The 5,969-nt window shown below is 29.7% G+C and carries 3 protein-coding genes, 1 tRNA gene and 3 rRNA genes; 6 read left to right on the forward strand and 1 reads right to left on the reverse strand.

Annotated elements, in window-relative coordinates; genetic code table 11:
• The 3 genes from I1959_RS15030 to rrf all read left to right on the forward strand — a co-directional run.
• A 23S ribosomal RNA gene (locus I1959_RS15030) occupies positions 1-79 on the forward strand; the annotation flags it as partial.
• A gap of 58 nt (positions 80-137) precedes the next feature.
• Positions 138-211, forward strand: a tRNA-Gly gene (locus I1959_RS15035).
• Between the two features lie 11 nt (positions 212-222).
• A 5S ribosomal RNA gene (gene rrf, locus I1959_RS15040) occupies positions 223-339 on the forward strand.
• 137 nt (positions 340-476) lie between these two features.
• Here the strand turns inward: rrf and I1959_RS15045 are convergent.
• A complete protein-coding gene (locus tag I1959_RS15045) occupies positions 477-1,658 on the reverse strand; it encodes a pyridoxal phosphate-dependent aminotransferase (protein WP_166506197.1) in 1,182 nt (393 codons plus the stop codon).
• Between the two features lie 631 nt (positions 1,659-2,289).
• Between I1959_RS15045 and I1959_RS15050 the strand changes: the two genes are divergently transcribed.
• From I1959_RS15050 to I1959_RS15060, 3 genes are all read left to right on the forward strand, one after another.
• Positions 2,290-4,641 carry an anaerobic ribonucleoside triphosphate reductase gene (locus I1959_RS15050; protein WP_166506198.1) on the forward strand — a complete coding sequence of 784 codons (2,352 nt, stop codon included), beginning with the start codon at positions 2,290-2,292 and terminating at the stop codon, positions 4,639-4,641.
• Between the two features lie 17 nt (positions 4,642-4,658).
• Positions 4,659-5,198 (forward strand): anaerobic ribonucleoside-triphosphate reductase activating protein, encoded by a 540-nt coding sequence (gene nrdG, locus I1959_RS15055; protein ID WP_092921864.1) that lies wholly within the window; start codon positions 4,659-4,661, stop codon positions 5,196-5,198.
• A 443-nt stretch (positions 5,199-5,641) separates the two neighbouring features.
• Positions 5,642-5,969, forward strand: a 16S ribosomal RNA gene (locus I1959_RS15060); the annotation flags it as partial.

Below are 5,969 nucleotides of genomic sequence, written 5' to 3' on the forward strand. Positions count from 1 at the left end.
TACCTGGTTGATAGGTCGAAGGTGTAAGTGCAGTAATGTATTTAGCTTATCGATACTAATAGGTCGAGGACTTGACCTCATTTAAATGATGAATCTAAATGGTATACAGTTTTGAAAGTACTAATAAAATTTAATATGCGGGTGTAGCTCAATGGTAGAGTTCCGGCCTTCCAAGCCGGCTGTGAGGGTTCGATCCCCTTCACCCGCTCCAAATAAAGATTATGTGGTTATTATAGCAAAGAGGATACACCTGTTCCCATACCGAACACAGAAGTTAAGCTCTTTAGCGCTGATGGTACTTGGGGGGCGACCCCCTGGGAGAGTAAGACGTAGCCACGTAATCTTTTTTATTTTATAAAAAGTATAGGTTTAAATAAACCTATACTTTTGTATTTTTAAATCAATAAAATTTTTATTAACATCTAAATATAGTTTATAAACTTTTTATTAAAGTGTAATGTTTAAATGAATTTAGATTAAGAAAAAGAATTTATAAATTTATCAAGTCTATCTACACCTTCCAAAAAAACAGATTCATCACAGGCAAAAGAAATTCTTATATAATCATCTAATCCAAAAGCTATTCCTGGAACAACAGCTACATTATAAGTATCTAAAAATTTACTACAAAATTCTAATGAAAAACTTCCATTATAGCTTAATGTATTTTTTAGTTTGGATATATCTATAAATACATAGAAAGCACCATAAGGCTTTATATAACTTATATCATTAATTGAATCTAGTTTAGTACAGATCAATTTTCTTCTTAATTTATACTCATTTACGAATTGATTTATATCTGAGTTACATTCCTTTAGAGCTCCATAGGCTATGTATTGAGATGTAATACAAGGATGTGATACAGAATGACCTTGTATAGAACTTATAGCTTTTGCTATGGAGCTATTAGATGCTGTATAGCCTAATCTAAGACCAGTCATATTAGTTGATTTTGAAAAGCCATTAATTGTTATTGTTATATCCTTAGCTAAATTACTTATAGATGCTATTGATGTAAAATTATCTTTATAACATATTTTTTCATATATTTCATCAGCTAGTATGTATATATTATTTTTATAGCAAATCTCTACTATCTCTTCTAACTCATTTTTAGTGTAGATACTTCCTGTAGGGTTATTTGGGTTGTTCAATATAAGAGCTTTAGTATTTTTACTTATACACCTAGATAAGTCTTCGGCCTTTATTTTAAAAGAATTATCTTTAGATGTGTGTATAAACACTGGAATTGCATTTACTATTTTGACAATCTCTGGATAGCTTACCCAATACGGTATAGGGATTAACACTTCATCATTTGGATTAGTCAAGGCGAGCAGCGTATTTGTTAAGCAATGTTTTGCACCACTAGATACCACTATATCTTCTGGACAATAGGTACAATTATTTTCTTTTAAAAGCTTTTTACAAATTTCTTCTTTTAAAGGTTTTATTCCAGTTACAGCGTCATATCTAGTATAATTGTTATTTAATGACTCTATTCCGTAAAGTTTAGCTCTAACAGGCACGTTGAAATTAGGTTCTCCTATACTCAAATCTATTACATCTAGATTAAGATCTTTAAGTTGCCTAATTTTAGAACTTATCTCTAAAGTATAGGAAGGGGTTAACGTTTCTAATCTTTTAGATAACATAAAATCTCCTTTCTTTATTAAAGTTGACTTATTAGGTATAAGTAATAATTATATTTAAAAAAGTGTAATTTATATTCAAATATAATTATTATAATATTAAAAAATCTATTATATTTGAAAATTATATTGATAAATTAATATTACAAATAATTAAAATTAAAGAGGAATTTGATTGACCAATATAGTAAATATATATATTAGTAATTAATGTATAATATTATATTATTTACAGTATAAAATAAATTATATTAATTACTAATGTATTAGGTTATATTGGATAACCTAAAGTTGTAATTATAACTTTGGCATAAGTAATAACATTTTGATTTTCAAAGTTTTATGTCGTAGTAAGTATATGAATAAGATTATTAAATATGAATAAATTACAAAAAAAATAAAAAAATAATATTTTTTGTATATGTTACAAATACTAAGCTTCAAATTATCCACATAGCAATTTCAATGCTTTAGGTTAGTTTGACTAAAATTTCTAAATTTGCTACTCTATTTAAGTAAACATCGAGACAGTCCCTTTAAAAGATTAAAGGGGATTTTTTTTAAGTTTAAACACTATATGTAGTAAAAAATAATGGAATAAATACAATATATAGTAATTAGGGGGCGTTTTAAAATGATAAATTATGTTAAGAAAAGAGATGGAAGAATAATACCTTTTAACCCAGATAGGATAACTAGAGCTATATTTTTAGCTGCAAGTAAAATAGCTGAGCAAGATGGGAAATCAGCAGATTATAATATAGCGGAAGAATTAACACAAGAAGTCATAAAGTTATTGAATAAAAAGTATATAAATTCAATTCCAGGAGTAGAAGATATTCAAAATGCAGTAGTAAAAGTGTTAATAGAAACAGGTCATGCAAAAACTAGTGAAGAGTACATAATATATAGAACAGAAAGAAGTAGAATCAGAAATTCAAAAACAAGACTTATGAAATCTATTGAAGAGATAACTTTTGAAGATGCAAATGATGCAGATATAAAAAGAGAGAATGCTAATATAGATGGAAACACTGCGATGGGTACTATGCTTCAATATGGAAGTACAGTATCTAAAGAGTTTTGTAAAACTCATGTAATAAAGCCAGAGCACTCATATGCTCATGATAATGGAGATATACATATACATGATATGGATTTCTTAAATATGGGTACTTTAACTTGCTGTCAAATAGATATTAATAAGTTATTCAAAGGTGGATTCTCAACAGGACACGGATTTTTAAGAGAGCCAAACGATATAATAAGCTATGCAGCATTAGCAGCTATAGCTATTCAAAGTAATCAAAATGATCAACATGGTGGACAAAGTATACCTTTCTTTGATTATGGTCTAGCAGAAGGTGTATATAAGACCTTTAAAAAGTTCTATATAGATAATATGTCAAAGGCTATTAAATTATTTAAATATGAGGATAAGACAGACTCAATAAAGTGTATAGTAAATGATATCGAGTATAGACTTAAAACTAGATTAAGTATAAAAATAGAAGATGAATATAAACAAGAAGAGACTAGAGAGTTAATAGATAAATTAGGATTAGATGAAGCATTTGTAGAAAATATACAAAAATTTGCATATTCAGAAGCTTATAGAGAGACAGATAGAAGAACTTATCAAGCTATGGAAGCCTTTATACACAATCTTAATACTATGCACTCTAGGGCAGGTGCTCAGGTACCTTTTTCTAGTGTGAATTTTGGAACAGATGTTACTGAAGAAGGTAGAATGGTCACTAAGAATCTTTTATTATCTCTTGAAAGTGGACTTGGAAATGGTGAAACGCCAATATTCCCAATTCTAATATTTAAAGTTAAGGAAGGAATAAGTTTAAACCCAGGAGATCCAAACTATGATTTATTTAAATTAGCCTGTAGGGTATCTGCTAAAAGGTTATTCCCTAACTTTAGCTTTTTAGATGCTCCTTTCAATATAAAATATTACGAAGAAGGAAATCCTGAAACAGAAGCTACATATATGGGATGTAGAACTAGAGTACTTGGAAATGAATGTGGTGAAGAAACTGTAAGTGGAAGAGGTAATTTATCATTCACGACTATAAATCTTCCAAGGTTAGGTATTAAACATGGATTAATAAGCAAAAAAGTTGTAGATATAGATGGATTTTTTGAAGAATTAGATGAGAAAATTAATTTAGTAATAGAACAATTGCTAGAGAGAATGGAAATACAAGGTAATAAAAAAATGAAAAACTTCCCATTCTTAATGGGACAAGGAGTATGGAAAGGTTCTTCAGAGTTAGGACCAGAAGATAAATTAAAAGATGTAATAAAGCAAGGAACATTAACAGTTGGATTTATAGGTCTAGCGGAATGTTTAATAGGCCTTATAGGAAAGCATCATGGTGAAAGTGAAGAAGCTCAAGAATTAGGTTTAAAAATAATAGGGCATATGAGAAATAGGATGGATGAAGCAAGTAAAGAGTATGGACTGAATTTCTCATTAATAGCAACTCCAGCAGAAGGATTATCAGGAAGGTTTACTAAGATGGATAGAAAGATATATGGTGATATAAAGGGTATAACAGATAAAGAGTACTATACTAATTCATTCCATATACCAGTATATTATAAGATAAGTGCCTTTGATAAAATAAGACTTGAAGCTCCATATCATAACCTAACTAATGCTGGACATATAACGTATATAGAGTTAGATGGCAATCCATCAGATAATTTAGAGGCTTTTGAAACTATAATAAGAGCTATGAAAGAAGAAGGAATTGGGTATGGTAGTATAAATCACCCTGTAGATAGAGATCCAATATGCGGTTTTTCAGGGGTTATAGAAGGTAATATATGCCCTTATTGCGGAAGAAATGAAGAAGACAGTAGTATAAAGTTTGAAAGAATAAGAAGAATAACAGGATATTTAGTAGGTACTGTAGATAGATTTAATAATGCTAAGCAAGCAGAAGTTCGTGACAGAATAAAGCATAAGTAATGAAAGGGGAATAGGTTATGAAAATAAGAATAGCAGCACCCATTACTTTTGATAGTATAGTTGATGGTCCAGGATTAAGGATGGTTATATGGACACAAGGGTGTATTCATAACTGTGAAGAATGTCATAATCCTCAAACACATAGTCTAAGAGGAGGCTATGAAGTAGACACAAAAGAAATAATTGATAAATTAAATAAATTAAAATTACAAAGAGGAATAACTCTCTCTGGAGGAGAACCATTTTTACAACCTGAGGCATTAGAAGAAATTGCTAAAGAAGCAAAAGACAAAAATTTAGATGTATGGAGTTACACAGGATTTAAATTTGAAGAACTTTTAAACGATAGGAATCCAAATAGATTTAAAAATCTAAACTTATTGAAATATATAGATGTTTTAGTAGATGGTAAATTTGAAAATGATAAAAAAGACATATTTTTAAAATTTAGAGGTTCTTCTAATCAAAGAATAATAGATGTAAAAAAAACATTAAAAGAAAAGAAAATAATATTAGCTGAAGAATATATCGAAAGAGATTTATGTGAAGCTAAATAATTTAAAAGTCATAGGCCAAATTATATAATTTTAGCCTATGGCTTTTTTTATTTACAATAAATATTATAAAGAAAAATGTTAATAATTATGTTAGTATTGTGGATAAAAAAATTAGAACCTTAACATTTCAATGTTAATAAGTTGTTAATATGTGGATAACATAAAATGATAAAATATAAAGTAAAATTAAGATGAAAAAAATGTTGAAAAAAGTATTGACCATATAAAACTAAGGTGATATAGTATTACTTGTCCTTAAGAAAAAGGCAAACAACAGAAAAGAGTTGACAAAGTAAAATTACTTTGATAAACTAAGGAAGTTGTAAGGAATGAACTTTGAAAATTAAACAGTAGGTTAATTTATATAACTAATGATTCTTTAAAGAATCGAATACAACCAAGCCAGATATTCAGATAATGATAGTCTGAGCAGGTAACAACTTTTATTTGAGAGTTTGATCCTGGCTCAGGATGAACGCTGGCGGCGTGCCTAACACATGCAAGTCGAGCGATTTACTTCGGTAAAGAGCGGCGGACGGGTGAGTAACGCGTGGGTAACCTGCCCTGTACACACGGATAACATACCGAAAGGTATGCTAATACGAGATAACATGAGGAAGTCGCATGGCTTTCTTATCAAAGCTCTGGCGGTACAGGATGGACCCGCGTCTGATTAGCTAGTTGGTAAGGTAACGGCTTACCAAGGCGACGATCAGTAGCCGACCTGAGAGGGTGATCGGCCACATTGGAACTGAGACACGGTCCAAACTC

The sequence above is a fragment of the Romboutsia sp. 1001285H_161024_C4 genome (assembly GCF_015550185.1).
GTDB classification, from domain to species: domain Bacteria; phylum Bacillota; class Clostridia; order Peptostreptococcales; family Peptostreptococcaceae; genus Romboutsia_C; species Romboutsia_C hominis.